The sequence below is a fragment of the Mucilaginibacter sp. P4_D1 genome (assembly GCF_056401935.1).
In genome coordinates, this window is sequence record NZ_JBFUIJ010000029.1 from 12,964 (window position 1) to 29,251 (window position 16,288).

Here is a 16,288-nt window from a genome sequence, read left to right on the forward strand (position 1 = left end):
AGATGATTGGGAACTCTATTATAAAGCTAAATGGTGTTGATATTTTTCAGCAAACACACCTGGTACTGTCAAACGTAAACCTGCATGTTGATAAGGGTGATTTTGTATGGCTGATAGGCTCTACGGGATCGGGCAAAAGCAGCCTGCTTAAGGTTATTTATGGCGACCTGGGTATAAAAGCCGGTACAGGCCATGCCTGCGGGTACGAGTTAAGCAAGTTATCTGGCCGTGATGTGCCTTATTTACGCCGTAAGCTGGGAATAGTTTTCCAGGATTTTCAATTACTGACAGATCGCTCGATAGAGCAAAACCTGCTTTTTGTAATGCGCGCCACGGGCTGGAAAGACAAAAAGCTGATAGCCGAACGTACCCTTGACGTACTGGAAAAAGTTGGCCTCCGTTCTAAACTTAAAAAAATGCCGCATGAGCTATCCGGCGGCGAGCAGCAACGCGTGGTAATTGCCCGCGCCCTGCTTAACAACCCTGAAATTATATTGGCCGACGAACCAACCGGTAACCTTGACCCGGAAACATCTGAAGAGATTGTACTGTTGCTAAAACAGATCAGCCAGTCGGGCACCGCAGTGTTAATTGCCACCCATGATTACCATATCATCCGTACTTTCCCATCCCGCATTATTAAGTGCGAGAATGGTAAGGTTTTGGAGGATGCGGTGATATGATCAGAATTTGCAGAATTTAAGAATTAACAGAATGTCAGTTGGCCACGTTGTTAATTCTTAAATTTCATTTTAATCCAATCACCCAAAATTCTGTACATTCTCAAATCCTGTAAATTCTAATTTCGGATAAATTCTGCCCATTCTAAAATTCTGTAAATTCTGATTCAGACACTGTCAGACCTGCACATACCGTGTCATACCTGCCTGAATTGGTTTTACTCCACTGACACCTTGTCGGCTTTACGGCTATGGCAGGATACTTGATTGGCACTATCAGCTATGAAATTTAACGACATGTTGAAGAAAAAGAAGAAAGAAAATATGGATACCCCCGAAAATATAAATGAGCCTACGCAGGAAAATTTAACACAAGAGCAACAACTGAAAGACCAGCAGGCCGAAACTGTTGAGGCCGTTGAAACTGAAGAAATAGCCGGCCCTACTGCCGAAGAGAAGTTAAAAGCCGAACTGGCGCAGGCAAATGATAAATATTTACGTTTGTATGCCGAATTTGACAACTTCCGCAGGCGCACCCAAAAGGAACGCGCTGAAGCCCGTGAAACTGAAGGCAAAGACTTGATTATTGCTCTTTTGCCGGTTTTGGACGATTTTGAGCGTGCGCAACGTGCCATTGAGAAAGCAGTTGAAGTAGCCCCTGTTAAAGAAGGCGTTACGCTAATACAGAACAAATTAAAAAACATCCTTGCACAAAAAGGATTAGCAGAAATGGGGTCAATTGGGTCGCCTTTTGACGCCRATATTCACGAAGCTATTACAAATATACCCGCCCCTACCGATGACCTTAAAGGCAAGGTTATTGACGAAATGGAAAAAGGCTATACCCTAAAAAACAGGGTAATACGTTTTGCCAAAGTAATTGTAGGAGCGTAAATGCATTTCGGATTTGGGATGTTGGATTTCGGATTTATTTATTCGTGTCGAACACTCCACTGAAATCAAATCATAATTAAAAAACATTAAATCCGAAATCGAAAATTCGAAATCCGAAATAAAAAAATCATGGCTAAAAGAGATTATTACGATATACTGGGTGTTTCAAAAGGATCAGATGCTGATGAGATAAAGAAGGCATATCGTAAAATGGCTATTAAATACCACCCCGATAAAAACCAGGGTGACAAAGAGGCGGAAGAAAAATTCAAGGAAGCGGCTGAAGCTTATGAAGTTTTAAGCAGCCCCGAAAAACGCCAACGGTATGACCAGTTTGGTCATGCCGCCAATGCTTCATCGCCCAATGGCGGCGGTTATGGCGGTGGAGGCATGGATATGAACGACATATTTAGCCAGTTTGGTGATATTTTTGGCGGCGGCAGTCCGTTTGAAGGTTTCTTTGGCGGCGGTGGTCGTCAGGGTGGCGGTGCCGGCGGCAGGCGTGTGGCCCGTGGTAGCAACCTGCGTATCAAAGTACGTTTAACGCTTGAAGAAATTGCCAATGGCGCCGAAAAGAAAATAAAAGTTAACAAACAAATAGTCTGCAAAACCTGCGATGGCAGTGGCGCAAAAGATAAAGCATCGTTCCAAACCTGTAAAACATGTGGTGGCTCGGGCGCGGTGCGCAGGGTAACCAATACCATTTTGGGCCAGATGCAAACAACCAGCACCTGCCCTACCTGTAACGGCGAAGGGTCAACCATACTGTCAAAATGTAATGTTTGTCATGGTGATGGCGTAGTGCGTGGCGAGGAATTGATCACCATCAATGTACCTGCCGGTGTAAGCGAAGGCATGCAGCTAAGCATGAGCGGCAAAGGTAACGCAGCCCCACGCGGCGGTGTACCCGGCGATTTGATCATCTTGATCGAGGAGATTCCGCATGAAACTTTAAAACGCGATGGCAACAACGTGATATACGATTTGCATGTAAACTTTGTTGATGCAACATTGGGCACCACTGTTGAAGTACCTACCATTGACGGTAAAGCCAAGATAAAAATTGACCCGGGAACCCAGGGCGGCAAAATACTACGCCTGAAAGGCAAAGGCGTACCCGAAGTAAACTCCTACCACCGTGGCGACCAACTGGTGCACATCAACATCTGGACACCCAAAATTGTAAGCCGTGAAGAGCGCGAGATATTGGAAAAATTACAATCATCTCCTAACTTTAAACCCAATCCGGGCAAAAATGAGAAAAGCTTTTTTGAGCGGATGAAGGAATATTTTGAGTAGTTTTTTGAGGTGAAAGGATAAAGGCGAAAGGTGAGAGGTTTTTGCCGCTAGATATAAAGCCCGGAGTTTTTACTTCGGGCTTTATAATTTTGCTTTAATTTTTCCCTTTATATTGTTGACAAATTCCTTGATTATTTTACTGAGGTCTTCTTTGGTTAGATTTTCGTGATATAACTTAATCGTTACCTCTTCATCATTAAAAATTTTTATATTGTAGGAATATTCATTAAACGAAAATCTCAGGCTAGTTACAACATCAAAATCATTATCTGGGTTTTTGAACTTTCCATATCCGAACTTCACCTCAATTTCGCTTAACAATTTGTTTTTATTTTTGACTTGGCTGGCATATTCTTCAAAATCATTCTTAAGTTCGAAGTAAAAAGACGCCCCCTCAACAGTATCACTTTTTATATCAACGTAGCTAGAGAAAAAAAACTCTTCAAAATGCATTGACTTTTTATTGAGCTTGTACAACAAGGATATTAATTCCGCCTCAATAAATCTATTTATAACCTCTAAGGACTTCCTTTCCTTCGACCTAACTTCATTACGAAGTTCCATTTTAAATAAAGCTATTTCCTTATCTATATCCTCGTCCTCATCGATATCATCGCCATTTATAGCTTTTAAATAAATATTAAGCGAACTCTTTAACAATTCAGCTATATATGCTACAAAAGGAAAAAACTCACCCGCGTCTCCTTGACTTAATAATGCATAATAATTCTGTTTATCATCTTTTTTTACAACGACGGGAGGAAAACCATTTTGCATTAAAACCAAATTCATTAAAATTCTTGCCAACCTGCCATTGCCATCATCAAACGGGTGTATTGCAACGAATTTATAATGAAGAAGTGCGGCTGTAATAACTGGATGGATTGTAGTATCCTGGATCATAGCATAATACCAATCCATCAATTCACACATCTTCGCCGGAATTTCTTGAAACGGTGTGTAGTAATGAATCTCTCCAGTAATCGTTTCTACATGATTATCAGAAGATTTATATTTCCCTATTTGTATTGTCTTCGTAGTTGGCAAGCCATCGCTCGTTTGTGCCTTTACATCATAAGATTCTATTAAGATTACCTCATGTAACCCTCGAATATCCGTTTCAGTTAATGGTCTTCCATCTTTTATGATTCGATCCAAATATCCTATCGCCTCATTATGCCCTTTTAAATCTAAATGATCTTTCAACGGCTTCCCCTTGGCAGTTATGCCATGCATTAGTAAAGCTGTAGTCTCCCCATAACTCAACTTATTCCCTTCAATAGCATTCGAGTTATAATTCCAATCCAAACGAAGTTTTTGCATAACCCTCCCTTCAATTTCCGGAGATAATGGGCGTATCTCGTCAATCTGCTTTTTCAGCGCGTCAACTTCTTGCAGTATGGGGGCCTTGCTAAATTCGGTTTCGAGTTTCAGGTTCATTTTTTAAAGATAGAAATTACAATTTATACAAATCTAATTTACGTAGAAAGGTTTTATTAAGTACATTGGATTCGGCTTTACAATCATCGCTATCACAAAAAATGAAAACATTGATAACCAAACCTGCCTGGGCAATAGTTCTATTGATAATTATAAACATCAGCACTGCTACCGCCCAACAACGTGCCCGCGATCTTGGTATCAAATTCAACGGCACTACCGGCAGGTACAATGCTATTACCGATGTTAAAGGTGTTTTGGTGGGCTACAAGACATTAATAAGCGGCGACGGGCCATTGGTTACCGGCAAAGGCCCGGTGCGTACAGGGGTTACCGTTATTATGCCAAACGGAAAATCTATCGATCCGCTGCCTGCCGGATGGTTTAGCCTTAACGGCGATGGTGAAATGACAGGCACAACGGTAATTGATGAATATGGCCTAAACTACGGCCCCATCGGTATTACAAATACCAATAGCGTTGGTGTGGTAAGGGATGCTATTGGCGAGTGGAATGTAAAAAACTTCAGCAAAGGCTCATTGGTTGATTTCTCCTTTGGCTTGCCTGTGGCTGCCGAAACTTTCGATGGTGTATTAAATGATATTAACGGTTTTCATGTAAAAAAAGAAGATGTATTTGAAGCCTTGAATACCGCCCATGGCGGCAAAGTAGAAGAAGGCAACGTTGGCGGTGGCACGGGCATGTCGTTATTTCAGTTTAAGGGCGGTAGCGGTACATCGTCGAGGGTGATTAGTATAGATACAGCTACCTATACCGTTGGGGCATTTGTTCAAGGCAATTTTGGAAGGCGCACAGACCTGATTATATCCGGCGTACCTGTTGGTAAAGAATGGAAAGGCGACTTGCCTGTTATTAATTCCAAGCCCAAGGATGGCTCCATCATCATCATCATAGGTACCGATGCCCCTTTATTACCAGCCCAGCTAAAGCTTGTAGCCAAGCGCGCCTCGTTAGGTGTTGCCCGTTGCGGCGGCGTGGGGCGCAACAGCTCGGGCGATATTTTCCTGGCGTTTAGTACCGTGCCTCCAAAAGATAACACCAAAGGCACCCTACAAACCTGGACTGTATTACCCAAAGAGCAAATGGACAAAGTTTACCAGGCAACCGTCGAAAGTGTGGAAGAAGCTATTATAAATGCTATGATAGCCGCGAAAGACATGAAAGGAATAAACGGTAATACGGTTTTCGCTATACCGCATGACAAGCTGATGCAGATGATAAATAGTTACAGCCATAAAATGCAGTAACAGGTTTATTATAAAGTTTATTTGCTAATTTAAGGCAACCTTACAACAATGAAACCAACAATTGGCAAAAGCATTTTTTATATAGCAATAGCACTTGCCTATTTAGCTTGGCTACCGCTCATTAATCTGGTGAAGATCATGAAATGGTCTATCAATTTCTATCTCGATGGTACGCTTTCAATCTTATTTTCTGTAGTACATTGCCTGGTATTTTTTTACCTGCTATGCATTTTAAGATCACAGCAGGAAAAGCGTTCGATAGTCATTTCCTTTGCGATTTTTATTTGTTTTAGTGCAATTACTATCCCGTTTTCTTTTACAGGCTTCGGTAACCAGGGTATTTCTATAGCAATCGGTACTTTAGCTTTAATAATACTACTTAATATGCTTATTCAATCTTTCAGGGTAACTGACGAAACCGCAGGAACTGGCTTTAAACTATTGGGGATCACACTTGCCTTTAAAGTTATAGCACAAATGGGGCTGCCTTTTATCTGGGGCTACTTAGCCGATGCCTTTTCCTTCAAGTTCGCCTACCTCGGTTACATTCCACCGGTTTTGGAAGCAGTGGTACTATTAAGCATCATTTATATTTTTTACCAATTGCTTAACGAACAAAAGGAGCAACACTACAGGCAGATACATGCCAGCTTGAGTGAAACTTACACATCCGAACAATTAAATGCAGAAAAATGATGGTAACAGTAAAAAACACTTACTATATGATGGCTGTAAACCTGCTTTACACCATTTCGGTTATTTCATCTATTGCATTAAGATTTAACGATATACCGGTAGGCAAACTACACCTTGTTTCTAATGAAATAGTATACATAATCCCGTTAATCTACCTGGTTTTAGTTTTAAAATACTTAAAGGAAGATACCTCCATCATCACAACGTGCAAAATCTTTATCGGTGTTGATGTTTTTATTTCGTTGTATTTTGTGGTTGTTAAAATCACCGCAAAAAATATATCCTTGTATTATCTTCTTTTTTTATTATCCATTATTGTTGTGATTATTTTTATTATCCAATCAGCCAGGATACAAAACAAGTGGCTTGCGTACCCCATGATCGCTTATGGCCTTGCGTTTCTTTTTATCACTTTGTTACAATTGGTGGCAAGCATTATTTACTCGTCGATGATGTTCAAATATGTTAGCCTTACCGAGGTATTTATTCCGGGCATAACATTCTATATCCTGTTTAAGGTAGCAAAGTACCTGGCTATCGACAACGGCGTAAACGAGCGAGTTATATGAAAGTGAGCGTTAAAACAACCAGGTATATCATCGCCATTAATGCCGTTTACTTTATTGCAATCATTGGGGCACTCTTATTTGCACTAAACCAACAGCGGCCACCATTTTACTTCACGCTTATTAGAGAGTTGCTTTTTGATACGCAGCTTATATACCTGGTTTATGTGTTAAAACATTTTCATGAAAAAAAAGCGTACATCGCAACGTTGATAGTTTTCATCGTATTTAACTTTATAATAACCCTTTTGTCAGACATTGCCACCCCAAACACCAATGGAGCCATGTTATTATTTTTCCTATCAATTTTTATGATGATCATGAGCATCGTCTTAATTATTCAATTTTTCGGATTGCGCAACGACGAGCTTAKATTGCCTTTCGGTTTGTTCCCACTTGCTTATTTAACTTACCTTTTGTTTTATATTTCGGCCGGGGTTATGATGGCGCTTATTGGTCGGATATTTATACAAATAGGCATGTTTAGCCTGTTGTTTATACCCGCTTCGTTGTGTTATACATTGATAGGGATAACTAAATATTTAAAAGCCCAGGACGAACTTAACCGCTCAATCTCTGAATTTCGAACACTATAATGAATACTATTCTCAAACATTCACCAGGTTATTACCCATCCGGCAGCATGGCAAATAAATGTATCGTTGCCGCTATTATTCTGTTTATCCAATTTGCGTTAGACAATACTTACGCCCAGGCCCAAACCATCCGCAACACCTACAAAACCGAAGCTAATGTTCCTAAATTAAACATCCAGCGGTCGATGATCTACTCGCCCGATAAGGAATGGCTGTATAACCACCACCCTTCTTTCACCCATTTTAAAGATAAATTCATAGCGATATGGAGTAACGGCCTCATCGACGAGGATTCGCCCGGCCAGCGGGTGGTTTATGCTACATCGAAGGATTTTGTACATTGGTCGGCTCCCATCCCCCTGGCATCACCCGGAAAATTCAATGATACACTAACCGTGTTAACCGCCGCCGGGTTATACCAATACAAAGGCACGCTGGTTGCCTATTATGGCGAGTACACCAAACACCGTCAAAATACCCGCCTATGGGGCAAAACCAGTAGGGATGGCATCCACTGGAGCAACCCTATTGACATGCATGTGCCGCTGATCCCTAACCACGGCCCAGAGGCTACCAAAAGTGGCAGGCTCATCATCAGCGGTAATTTTTTGTTTCCATACACGGACGATCGTCGCGGTATCTCCGGCTGGAAACTCAGCAGCTTTTACCCCGATTCATTATACACCCAGGATAACTCCGCTGCCTTTTATGCACCGGCGGCCAGGCTTGGTTTACCACCGCTTTGCGAAGGTTCATTTTTTCAGACGGATGATAATGTGCTCCACATGCTGCTACGCGTTACCGGCAAAGGCTGGATAGGTAAATTATGGCTTACCGAAAGTAAAGATGATGGCACTTCATGGTCGCGCCCGGTTGAAGCGCGTTTTTCTGATAACGACAGCAAATTCCACTTCGGCCGCCTGCCCTATAAGCGTTTTTATTACGTGGGCATTCCCGATACCCTGCACCACTACGACCGGAACCCACTGGTGTTGTCGTTATCAAAAGATGGCGAATCGTTCGATAAAAACTACATCATAGCAAACGAGCTTTACCACCTTAAAAAAGAGGGGCTATGGAAAGGCGGCCAGTACGGCTATCCGCATACCATTATCTACAATGGCTATATGTATGTGATTATATCGCGGCAAAAAGAGACTATCGAGGTGCTCCGGTTCGATTTAAAGCAGTTGGAAGCACACTGATTCTGCACACTAATTTTTGCACACTTATTTCACGGATTTAGGCTAATTGCCACGAATGCATGGCGTATACAATTTTTACAAATAGAAGTTTGAATTAGACCTGGATAAAGAATTATATTGAATTTCTTTAATCTTGATTCGTGAAATTCGAAAAAATCCGTGAACATTCGTGTGTATCAATTCCTGAAATTCGCTTTAATTTGTGACTGTTCGTGTTTAATAAAATTCGTGCAATTCGATAAAATTCGTGACAATTTGTGTGTATAAATTCGTGGCAATTCTTGTGTCTTGTAACATTTTAAAATTGCCCGTATCTAAACCATAAATTAACAAAATAAACCTTAATCAAAATATGTTAAGCATCCGCAATATTGTTAAGCAATACGCCGGTCACCAGGCGTTAGACGATGTAAGCCTGGAGGTAGAAAGCGGCCAGGTTTTTGGTCTGCTGGGACCAAACGGCGCAGGCAAAACTTCCCTGATCCGCATCATTAACCAGATCACGGCGCCAGACTCCGGTGAGGTTTTCTTTAATGGCGAAAAGCTCAATCAATCGCATATCGACCGCATTGGCTACCTGCCAGAAGAACGTGGCTTGTACAAAAAAATGGAGATTGGCGAGCAAATGATTTACCTGGCCCGCTTAAAAGGCCTTAGCCGCGCCGAAGCCCAAAAACGTTTAAAGTTTTGGTTTGATAAACTGGGGATGGAAACCTGGTGGAAGAAAAAGATTGAAGAACTATCAAAGGGTATGCAGCAAAAGGCCCAGTTTGTGGCAACGGTACTACACGAGCCTGACCTGATCATCCTTGACGAGCCCTTTAGCGGTTTCGACCCTGTAAATGCCGAAGTGATTAAAGACGAAATACTGGAGCTTAACCGCAATGGCGCGACTATCCTCTTCTCCACCCACCGCATGGAATCGGTAGAGGAGCTTTGCGATGCTATTGCACTTATCCATCAGTCACATAAAATATTGGATGGTACCGTTAAAAATATCCGTAACTCCTACCGTAACGAAACCTATATGGTTGAGTATGCAGGCCCGTGTTTAAGTTTTAACGGCGCCCAGCCGTTCGACATCATTGGCGATACCATAACCGATGATGATAACCACACCATCCGCATAAAGCTAAATGCAGGTTATACGTCAAACGATGTATTGCAATACCTTATACCGCAAGTTCGTATCAATATGCTGCAGGAAGTAATACCGGGCATGCATGAAATATTTATCGAAAAAGTAAACGCAAACAACAAAAGCCATGAATAAAGTATTACTGATTATACAGCGCGAATACCTTACCAGGGTGCGGAAAAAGTCGTTCATCGTCATGATTTTTGTGGTGCCGTTGCTAATCCTTGCAATGGGGGCTATTATCGCTTTGGTAGCCAAAGACAGCAACAACCTGTCTTCGCTACAAATAGTTACGGTGGTTGATGACAGCAAAATTTTTGTTGATAAATTCCGTGACGTATCCAACATCAAATTTGTGGTAAATCATAAAGATTTGAATGCTGATAAAGCAGAATCAAAAAAGGACGAAAATATATCTACGCTATATATCCCTGCGGATTATGCTAAAAAAGGAAGCGTGCAGATTTTCTCTAAAAAGAAATCGCCCATGCAGCTTACCGATGAGATTGAAAAGCAAATGGGCAATATTGCTTTCGATTACAACATGATTCAGCACCATATTGATACGGCGGTTATCCACTCCATAAAAAGGGCTGACATTAGTGTAAAGACGATAGAAATTACCGAAACCGGAGATAAAAGCAGCGACCTTGGTGCAAACATAGCTGTTGGCATTGCCTGCGCTATATTCATATACATTTCACTGTTTATTTACGGCGGCCAGGTTATGCGCGGCGTAATTGAAGAAAAAACAAGCCGCATCATCGAGGTGATTATATCATCGGTAAAACCCTTTCAATTGATGCTGGGCAAAATTATAGGTGTGGGGCTGGTTGGTCTGACACAATTTGCCGCCTGGATCATTTTATCTGTTGTATCGTCGAAAATAGCTGGACATGCCTTTAATTCACCTCAAAGCCCCATGGCAGGTATAATTGCGACCCTGGCAACTATTAAGGTGGGATATATTTTATTTTGCTTCCTGTTTTATTTCCTGTCGGGATACCTTTTATATGCCGCCTTATTTGCCGCAGTAGGTTCCGCTGTTGACAGCGAAACCGAAACACAGCAGTTCATGTTCCCGATAACACTACCATTATTGTTTACCTACATGCTATCGGTTACAGTATTATTTCGGGCGCCTGATAGTACCCTGGCCGTTTGGTTATCCATAATTCCGTTTACCGCGCCGGTTGCCATGATGGTACGCCTGCCGTTTGATCCAGCGCCATGGCAGGTTGCATTATCCATGTTTATGATGGTGGTGGGTTTTTTGTTTACAACCTACGTAGCCTCACGCATTTACCGGGTTGGAATTTTGATGTATGGCAAAAAAGCCAGCTTTAAAGAATTGAGTAAATGGTTTTTTTATAAGGAATAATAGTTTTGAGTGGTGAGTTATGAGTAGTGAGTTTTAATTATCGAATATTAAACTCATTACTCACCACTTAAAACTCAAAATAACCTAAACAATTTGAGGGATTATCTATTTTAGCAACATGAGTAAACGCGTTGCCGTGATGGATTTGGGGACCAATACATTTCATTTGTTAATTGCCGATGGCAGTGTAGATAATTACCAGGAGATTGTACACTACCATGAAGCTGTAAAGCTTGGCGAAGGTGGTATTAACAAGGGCTATATTTTGCTTGAAGCCTACCAGCGGGGTTTAAATACCATACAGCAATTTGCCGATGAAATAAAGACAAGCGGCGCAACCGACGCTCGTGCCATAGCAACATCCGCCCTGCGCAGCGCATCAAACGGAAAAGATTTCATCAGCGAGGTTAAAGCCCAAACCGGCATAGCTATCGAAATTATCAATGGCGAACAGGAAGCGGGTTTTATTTACCAGGGCGTAAAGATCAGCGGATGCTTATCTGCACAAAACTCGCTCATTATGGATATCGGCGGCGGTAGTGTAGAATTTATTTTAGGGAATACAGATGGCATCATTTGGAAGCAAAGCTTTGAAATTGGCGCCGCCCGGCTGATGGATTTGTTTCATCGAACAGATCCTATCCCTCCCGCATCCATAGAAGCCTTAAACCAATACCTTGACCAAAAACTGGCCGATTTGTTCGCAGCCGTAAAAAACATCCAAATTGACACACTCATTGGCTCGTCGGGCGCATTTGAAACTTTTACCGAAGTAATAGAAGTTGAAAAAGGCCATAATTTCGACTTAAAAACCACCAAGAATTACAATTTCGACGAAGATGAACTATTAATGCTCATTGGTAAATTTGTAGCATCCAGCCATAAAGAGCGGGCCGCTAATAAGGGCATTATCCCGGTTAGGGTTGATATGATAGTTGCCGCATCACTCATCACCCGTTTTATTATGCATAAACTGGGCATCAGCAAGGTAAGTATGTGCAGTAATTCGCTGAAGGAAGGTGTTTTAGCAGAGATGCTGGGGGAATAAGAATCAAGAGCAAGACGTAGCGCACCCTATCGGGGCTTTGGTTGTGCAATAACGGTTAAAGTTTTTCTATTTCTTCAATGGACAGTTTAGTTGTTTTTGCTATAAAGTCATTTGCTAAACCTTCTTTCTTGAGTTCACGCGCAATATCCAAGGCTTTTTTATGTTCTCCTTCTGCTTTCGCTGTAGAAACAGCATAGTCCAATACATTCTTATTATCCCATTTATATTTTAAGCTGCTATCGTACATCGTTTTTTCCTCCTTTGTAAGGTTAATATATGCTGCAATACTGAACAATTTTTCAAATATGGGTTTACGTAAGTATACCGGTATTTTATCCATTTGGCTCATGTTCTTTAATACATACAGCCATTTATCCAAATCCGTATTTAAGTCAATACCCTCTTTCACAAATTTAGCTAATTCTATATAAGTATAACCCAGTTTATCGTAAAATATTTCGCCGGTATCCCTGTTGCAAAGGCAAATATCGTGCAGGTATTTATCTTCGTGGCTATTATCTAACGTAAAATCTTCAAGCAGCGCAATAAAATATACCTCGGCAATGTTGTAAGCCCAGACATTCCGTTTGCCTTTGGGCGCCTGGTCGCTTATCAGTCTGCTAGTGTAAAACAAGGCCCTTTCTTTAAAGTACCCCTGTTTTGCCCGCTGTATCTCAATTAAAAAGTGTTCGCCTTTATCACCGGTGCAAAGCAGATCGAATATAGCCGCACCCTCGTCCCTTAGGTCGCCATGGTGTTCATTTTTGTTGTAGACGAGGTCGACAATATGTTTGCGCCCCCTGAATACTTCATTTAAAAAAGCGATCAGCAAGTCCTTATTGGGCTCGCTGCCGAAAATCTTTTTGAAAGCGAAATCAACTAAAGGATCAATATATCTGCCGGGAACCGGCGGTTTGTTATCTGACATAAAAATTTTGTATTGATCAAGTTGCAAAAACGGCAAGGCAGGTTGAAAAACCGATCAGCAAAACTACTAATGCACTTAATAAAAATTCTTTACGGTAAACAAAAATGGCTGCTATTAAGCATATTATAATTTGGACGGCTATAAAAAACGCTTCGCCAATAATAATAAGCTCTTCTTTGTTAACGCCGAAATATATCGTGTAAGCCGCAAGCACCGCAAGGTTGATGCCGATGACGATTATTTTTGGCCGCTGTTCTGGCTTCTGCTTTTCTTTTACTGATTCCATTATTGTTACAATTTATTTCATTCCTGCAAAAGTAACACAGGTTGAAAAACCTATTATCAAAACTAACAAGCCGCTTAATAGCCATAGCCAGCTTCGTTTGTCAATGGCTAAACCCAAACAAAGCAGCACATGAAAAAACAAGATAAAAGCATCCAATGCAAACCCTCCGGATAACGACAGACAAACCAAAGAGTACAGCGCAAGTACTAACAAGTTGTAACCAACAATTCTCATCCCATCGCCTGGCTTATTTTGTTTGGGAGCGTACTTCGTCAAAAAGTCATCTGGCTTCGGTGTGGGGTCGTTTGGATTTTCTTCTTCTATCATGCTATTATTTCATTTCGTAGTTGTTGTAGATACCACAGTGCATTAATTAACGCAGGTTACTTTACTTTCGTTATAATACCTTTTTATCGCATACCTTCTATTCCCACACAGGTAGAAAACCCGATAATCAAAACAAGGAAACCACTTAGTAACCACATGCCGCTTCTTTTTACTATAGCCATAATAATGCAAACAAAAACCTGTAAACCAATGATAAGAGCTTCTAATGACAGACTTTCTATACTGTTTCCCATTTTGCATAGCACGGTATAAATTATCAGGATCACCAGGTTGATACCTAAAATTCCAATGCCAGGGAAAGGGTTGTCTTTGTTTCCGCCTGCGGTATCGTTTTTCGGCTGTACTTTGTCTTCCTGACTGTTACCTTCCATCATACTATTATTTCATTTCGTAACTGTTCTAAATATTCCCGTTTATCATCCCGATAAAAAATATTCATGGTTTCAAAGGGAATGATCTGCATATCCTTGTTTACGATGTGCACGCATGATTTTTTGATGGCGCGTACGTCAAAATTATGGGCATCGATGAATTGCATAATAATTACCCTAAACAGGTTATCGTAACTCAGGCTTGGCGCGTCAATTTCGGGCAGGCAGCATAATATCGAATGCAGGTGCTCTTTAGCTTTTTCAACCGAATTACCGGTGCTAAACATATTGAGCAAATGCCCTTTCAGTTGTTCGTCCTGCTCGTATACAATAGTATTTTTGGAATTATCAAGCAAATCATCCGGGTTTATCATCCGGGTGAGCGGGAACACCTGGTCGCCCAGTTTTAAGGCGTAGGCCATTACCAGCGCGTCGGGGTTGCAAGGTACCGGGATCAGGTCGTTTTTATTGAAGATATTGGTTTGCTCCAGTATGGCAGTGCGCACCTCAGTTAGCGTGTAACGATCTGTTTGCTCATTAAAATTCTCCAACCTGCCGGCCTGCTGTGTTGGTTGGAAGGTTACCCCACGGATGCAGGGCTGTTTCAGGGCATATTCAATAATCTGGCCTATCTCGTCGGTATTCAATCCTTTTTGCAGGGTTACAACCAAAGTAGTTGACAGGTTGTATTTATTCAGGTGCTCTATAGCCTTTGAGCGTACCTCGCGCAAATCTTCGCCGCGTAATTGTTCCAAAGCTTCTTTTTTAAAAGAATCAAATTGCAGGTAAATCTCAAAATCGGGCATATAGGTAGCCAGGCGCTTTACAAAGTTTTCGTCCTTGGCTATGCGGATGCCGTTGGTATTCAGCATCAGGTGTTTAATGGGCTTTGTTTTGGCTATGTCCAATATCTCAAAAAACTGTGGGTGCACTGTTGGCTCTCCGCCGCTTATCTGTACCACATCGGGTTTGCCTTCGTTTTCTACAATCACGTCCAGCATCTGCTCAATCTCCTGCAAAGTACGATGACGGCCATAGCTTGGCGACGACATGGCGTAGCAGGTGGGGCAGCTTAAATTGCACCTATCTGTAACCTCAACTACGGTGAGACAGGAGTGCTGTTCATGATCCTGGCACAGGCCGCAATCATAAGGGCAGCCATAATGCGTTTTGGCGTTGAATTTGAGCGGCATTTCGCTGCGCTTGGCATAATTGCGGCAGTTTTTATAATACTCAATATCGGTGGCTATCAGTACTTTTTCGAAACCATGCTGGCGGCAGTTTTTAAGCATGAACACCTTGTCGTCCTCAAACACAATTTTGGCATCGACCCGGCGTAGGCAGGTGGAGCAAATGCTCAGGGTAAAATCATAGTATATATATGGGCGTTCAGGCATCGGTTTTTATCAGTTTAGATGGGTGTATAAATACTTTATAATAATACAAAATACCCGCCAAACAAACTAACTGAATTACCGAAAGCCCAAAACTAAAAAAGTAATCGGGCTTAATAAACTCATCCAAAAACCTGATCAGCAGGTAACTTACTATAAAAACTTTAAATTTTGAGCCATCTGTGAACTGATGCCGCCCTTCAATCAGCTTTAAAATGAGCCAAAGCAAAATCCAAAACACAATCTCGTAAAGGTTTGTGGGATGCCTGCGGATACCGTCGCCAAAGTTAATAGCCCAGGGCAGGTTTGAGGCTACGCCGTAAGTACCATCTTCCAATCCCGCCAGGAAACAACCTGTACGGCCGATAATCATGGCCAGCATCAGCGGGTAAACCATTAAATCGCCGGACGACGCGGTTACACCTATTTTCTTCTTGGTAAGCTCTACCCCTATCAATCCGCCAAGCATTCCGCCTACGATGGTTTTGTTACCCATAAAATAAATAAGGTTGAACTTTGGCAGCAGCGCAGGGTTCTCCAAAACGCCAACTACATGCGAGCCTACAAAAGCACCAAATGCCGCGCCGATAAAAATAATAAGCCGGTTTTCGTTATTAATTTGGTCGTTGGTATTCCGGCGCAGCCAGGCATAGTGGCGGTAGCCTAAAAAATAAGCCAGCGTTTCGCACACAAAATGTACGGGGATGGATGATTTGCCTATGGGGATGTTTACGGGGAAGTGCAAAAGGA

18 protein-coding genes are annotated in these 16,288 nt (G+C 41.8%); 11 read left to right on the top strand and 7 right to left on the bottom strand.

Going from position 1 to position 16,288, the window contains the following annotated elements:
- The first annotated feature begins 2 nt into the window (after positions 1–2).
- The 3 genes from AC1DV1_RS21020 (at position 3) to dnaJ (ending at position 2,873) form a co-directional block, all read left to right on the top strand.
- Positions 3–683, top strand: a complete 681-nt coding sequence (locus AC1DV1_RS21020) for a cell division ATP-binding protein FtsE (protein ID WP_477362912.1) — start codon at positions 3–5, stop codon at positions 681–683.
- Positions 684–962: 279 nt separating this feature from the next.
- A complete protein-coding gene (locus AC1DV1_RS21025) occupies positions 963–1,574 on the top strand; it encodes a nucleotide exchange factor GrpE (RefSeq protein WP_477362915.1) in 612 nt (203 codons plus the stop codon).
- 129 nt (positions 1,575–1,703) lie between these two features.
- On the top strand, positions 1,704–2,873 hold the full coding sequence (dnaJ, locus tag AC1DV1_RS21030) for a molecular chaperone DnaJ (RefSeq protein ID WP_274212985.1): 1,170 nt from the start codon (positions 1,704–1,706) through the stop codon (positions 2,871–2,873).
- 81 nt (positions 2,874–2,954) lie between these two features.
- On the opposite strand, the gene AC1DV1_RS21035 is transcribed toward dnaJ, so the two are convergent.
- Positions 2,955–4,313, bottom strand: coding sequence for a Fic family protein (locus AC1DV1_RS21035; RefSeq protein ID WP_477362918.1), 1,359 nt, complete (start codon positions 4,311–4,313; stop codon positions 2,955–2,957).
- Positions 4,314–4,414: 101 nt separating this feature from the next.
- Between AC1DV1_RS21035 and AC1DV1_RS21040 the strand changes: the two genes are divergently transcribed.
- The 8 genes from AC1DV1_RS21040 (at position 4,415) to AC1DV1_RS21075 (ending at position 12,211) form a co-directional block, all read left to right on the top strand.
- Entirely contained in the window at positions 4,415–5,581 is a 1,167-nt protein-coding gene (locus AC1DV1_RS21040; protein WP_477362922.1) for a DmpA family aminopeptidase, read from the top strand.
- Between the two features lie 48 nt (positions 5,582–5,629).
- Entirely contained in the window at positions 5,630–6,277 is a 648-nt protein-coding gene (locus AC1DV1_RS21045; RefSeq protein WP_477362925.1) for a hypothetical protein, read from the top strand.
- A complete protein-coding gene (locus AC1DV1_RS21050) occupies positions 6,274–6,846 on the top strand; it encodes a hypothetical protein (protein ID WP_477362928.1) in 573 nt (190 codons plus the stop codon). Before AC1DV1_RS21045 ends, AC1DV1_RS21050 begins: the two co-directional genes overlap by 4 nt.
- Positions 6,843–7,439: a hypothetical protein gene (locus AC1DV1_RS21055; RefSeq protein ID WP_477362931.1), complete on the top strand. Its 597-nt coding sequence runs from the start codon at positions 6,843–6,845 to the stop codon at positions 7,437–7,439. Before AC1DV1_RS21050 ends, AC1DV1_RS21055 begins: the two co-directional genes overlap by 4 nt.
- A complete protein-coding gene (locus tag AC1DV1_RS21060; protein ID WP_477362934.1) occupies positions 7,439–8,644 on the top strand; it encodes an exo-alpha-sialidase in 1,206 nt (401 codons plus the stop codon). Before AC1DV1_RS21055 ends, AC1DV1_RS21060 begins: the two co-directional genes overlap by 1 nt.
- A 352-nt stretch (positions 8,645–8,996) precedes the next feature.
- Entirely contained in the window at positions 8,997–9,917 is a 921-nt protein-coding gene (locus AC1DV1_RS21065) for an ABC transporter ATP-binding protein (protein WP_477362937.1), read from the top strand.
- A complete protein-coding gene (locus tag AC1DV1_RS21070) occupies positions 9,910–11,163 on the top strand; it encodes an ABC transporter permease (RefSeq protein WP_477362940.1) in 1,254 nt (417 codons plus the stop codon). The genes AC1DV1_RS21065 and AC1DV1_RS21070 overlap by 8 nt, the downstream gene beginning before the upstream one ends.
- Before the next feature lie 118 nt (positions 11,164–11,281).
- A complete protein-coding gene (locus AC1DV1_RS21075; RefSeq protein ID WP_477362943.1) occupies positions 11,282–12,211 on the top strand; it encodes a Ppx/GppA phosphatase family protein in 930 nt (309 codons plus the stop codon).
- Positions 12,212–12,266: 55 nt separating this feature from the next.
- Here the strand turns inward: AC1DV1_RS21075 and AC1DV1_RS21080 are convergent, their stop codons facing one another.
- From AC1DV1_RS21080 to AC1DV1_RS21105, 6 genes are all read right to left on the bottom strand, one after another.
- Entirely contained in the window at positions 12,267–13,139 is an 873-nt protein-coding gene (locus AC1DV1_RS21080) for an Rpn family recombination-promoting nuclease/putative transposase (RefSeq protein WP_477362946.1), read from the bottom strand.
- A gap of 16 nt (positions 13,140–13,155) precedes the next feature.
- Positions 13,156–13,425 (bottom strand): hypothetical protein, encoded by a 270-nt coding sequence (locus AC1DV1_RS21085; protein WP_477362949.1) that lies wholly within the window; start codon positions 13,423–13,425, stop codon positions 13,156–13,158.
- Positions 13,426–13,437: 12 nt separating this feature from the next.
- Positions 13,438–13,752, bottom strand: coding sequence for a hypothetical protein (locus AC1DV1_RS21090; protein WP_477362952.1), 315 nt, complete (start codon positions 13,750–13,752; stop codon positions 13,438–13,440).
- 83 nt (positions 13,753–13,835) lie between these two features.
- Positions 13,836–14,147: a hypothetical protein gene (locus AC1DV1_RS21095; RefSeq protein WP_477362955.1), complete on the bottom strand. Its 312-nt coding sequence runs from the start codon at positions 14,145–14,147 to the stop codon at positions 13,836–13,838.
- A complete protein-coding gene (locus AC1DV1_RS21100; RefSeq protein ID WP_477362958.1) occupies positions 14,144–15,541 on the bottom strand; it encodes a radical SAM protein in 1,398 nt (465 codons plus the stop codon). Before AC1DV1_RS21100 ends, AC1DV1_RS21095 begins: the two co-directional genes overlap by 4 nt.
- The gene (locus AC1DV1_RS21105) at positions 15,534–16,283 is read right to left on the bottom strand and encodes a prolipoprotein diacylglyceryl transferase (RefSeq protein WP_477362961.1); all 750 of its coding nucleotides are present in this window, start codon (positions 16,281–16,283) and stop codon (positions 15,534–15,536) included. Before AC1DV1_RS21105 ends, AC1DV1_RS21100 begins: the two co-directional genes overlap by 8 nt.
- Positions 16,284–16,288 lie beyond the last annotated feature (5 nt).